General features: G+C 60.7%; 3 protein-coding genes. All 3 read left to right on the top strand.

Translation table 11 applies throughout. The annotated features are described in order from the left end of the window. Window positions 1–588, top strand: a 588-nt coding sequence (locus tag WBB85_RS10915) for an FAD-binding oxidoreductase (RefSeq protein ID WP_432638645.1), incomplete at its 5' end; no start/stop codon positions are given. After that, entirely contained in the window at window positions 585–1,364 is a 780-nt protein-coding gene (gene benD, locus WBB85_RS10910) for a benzoate diol dehydrogenase BenD (RefSeq protein WP_432638644.1), read from the top strand. The genes WBB85_RS10915 and benD, both read left to right, overlap by 4 nt. A 42-nt stretch (window positions 1,365–1,406) precedes the next feature. After that, on the top strand, window positions 1,407–2,557 hold a 1,151-nt coding region (locus tag WBB85_RS10905), incomplete at its 3' end, for an ABC transporter substrate-binding protein (RefSeq protein WP_432638643.1).

The raw sequence follows: 2,557 nt of genomic DNA, 5'->3' as shown, positions 1-2,557 counted from the left end.
GGCACGGACAAGCACCGCTCCTATTCGTTCTCGTCCAAGCCGGGCGCGGATGAAGGCCAGTTCCTGATCCGCAACATCCCCGGCGGCGTGATGAGCAGCTATCTGGGCGAGCGTGCGAAGGGTGGCGATGCAATCACGCTGACCGGCCCGATGGGCACGTTCTACCTGCGGCCGATGGAGCGCCCACAACTGTGGCTGGCCGGTGGTACCGGGCTCGCCCCCTTCCTGTCCATGCTCGAGCATCTTGCAGAGCAGGGCAACGATCAGCCGATCACGCTCTATTATGCAGTCACCCATGCTGCGGATCTGGTGGAGTTGGACCGCGTGCAAGCGCTGGCCAAGCAGATCGGCAATGTCACCGTGATCACGGTTCTGGCCGCCGCAGAGGACGCGCACGAGCGCAAGGGCTTCGTCACCGATCACGTCTCGGCGGAGGATCTGAATGGCGGTGATGTCGATGTCTATCTGTGTGGCCCGCCGCCTATGGTGGATGCCGTTCGGGGACACTTCGGCACGCTGGGTGTGGAGCCTGCCAATTTCTATTTCGAAAAGTTCAACCCGACTGAAACAGAGGCGGATGCCGCATGAGCCGCCGCTTTGAAGACAAGGTGATGGTCGTGACCGGCGCCGCCCAAGGCATCGGCCGCTGCGTGGCGGAACGTGCGGCAAGTGAGGGCGCAAAGGTGCTGATCGTCGACCGCTCGCCCGCGCGGGATGAAGTGGTGGCAGCGATCCACGCCAGCGGTGGCACGGCAGAGGCGATCAATGTCGATCTTGAGACTTGGGCCGGCTGTGAAGAAGCCATGGCAAAGGCCCAGAGCCTTTGGGGCCGCATTGATGTTCTGGTCAACAACGTGGGCGGGACCATCTGGGCCAAACCTTATGAGCACTACGAGCCCGAACAGATCGACGCCGAAGTGCGCCGCTCGCTGTTTCCGACGCTCTATTGTTGCCGCGCCGCGATCGAGCGGATGCTGCCGCAAGGGTCAGGCGTGATCGTCAACGTCAGCTCCATCGCCACGCGCGGGTTGAACCGTGTGCCTTACGCAGCGGCGAAGGGCGGCGTGAATGCCATCACCGCCAGCCTCGCATGGGAAATGGCCGAGCGCGGTATTCGCGTTGTAGCCACGGCACCGGGCGGCACCGAAGCTCCCGAACGTGTGACCCCGCGCAACCCGAACGCAGAGCAGGAACAACGCGCGGACTGGTACCAGACCATCGTCGACCAGACGATCCAGTCCTCGCCCATGAAACGATACGGAACACTCGACGAACAGGCAGGGCCAATCCTGTTTCTGGCGTCGGATGATGCCTCCTACATCACTGGCCTCACTGTGCCCGTGGGCGGCGGCGACCTTGGATAGGCCGTCATAAGAACGGTCTGAAAATCAACTGAAGGAAACAACATGAAAACGACAACACTGGCGGCCCTTGGCCTTGCCACCACAATCGCGACCACAGCAACCGCCGAGGACATGAAGATCGGCCTGCTGCTGCCCTATTCCGGCGTTTATGCGGCCCTTGGCAACGAGATTGACGCAGGCTTTGCGCTGGGGCTTGAGCAATTCGGTGGCGAGACAGATGCCACCTTCGAGATCATCCGCGAAGACACGGAAGTGAAACCACCGGTTGCCCTTGGCAAAGCCAAGAAGCTGATCCTGCAAGACGATGTGGATGTGATCGCGGGCATCGTAAGCTCCGGCGTTCTGGGTGCTGTGCGCGATATGGTCCACGGTGCAGGCGTGCCGCTGATTGTCGCGAACGCGGGCAATGATGAGGCGACGGGCGCGGATTGCTCCCCATTCATCACACGTATGTCGTTTTCCAACGGTCAGGTGAACCGCCCGATGGGGACCTGGATGTACGATCAGGGTATTCGCAAGGTGTACACCCTTGCCCCTGATTATGCGGCCGGTCGTCAGATGATCGAAGCATTCGAGGCCACATTCACTGCCGCAGGTGGCGAGATTGTCGGGCAAGACTTCACGCCCTTCCAGAAAACACAGGATTTTGGTCCCTACCTGACCCAAGCCAAATCCAGCGGTGCCGATGCGGTCTATGTGTTCTATGCAGGCGGTGAGGCGATCTCCTTCGTCAAACAATACGACAGCTTTGGTCTGAAGGCCGAACTGCCGCTTTATGGTTCGGGGTTCCTGACGTCGTCACTTTATGTGAACGCACAAGGTCCTGCGGCTGAGGGTGTGATCGCGGCGTCCCATTACGTCCCGACAATCGAAAACGATGCGAATGCGGTCTTCGTAGACGGCTTTACGGCCAAAATCGGCCGCGCTCCGTCCGAGTTTGCGGTTCAGGGCTATGACGCTGCACGCGCGCTGGTCGAGGCGACAAAAGCGGGTGCGACAGACCGCGCATCGCTCGCCAATGCCCTGCGTCAGGTCACGTTCGATGGACCACGCGGCACATTGTCGATTGATCCTGCGACCAACAACATCGTTCAGCCGATCTATGTTTATGAGACTGTCGCAGGTGCAGATGGCCTCACGCAAAAAGTTCTGGCCCAGCTGCCGTCCGAGGCTGATCCTGCCAACGGCTGTGT

Source organism: Albidovulum sp. (assembly GCF_049646345.1).
GTDB lineage: Bacteria > Pseudomonadota > Alphaproteobacteria > Rhodobacterales > Rhodobacteraceae > Albidovulum.
This window is presented reverse-complemented; position numbering and strand designations above follow the sequence as displayed.

Bases quoted from the DNA above. Each gene is read 5' to 3' on its own strand.
- benD (WP_432638644.1), top strand. From the start codon at position 585: ATGAGCCGCCGCTTTGAAGACAAGGTGATGGTCGTGACCGGCGCCGCC.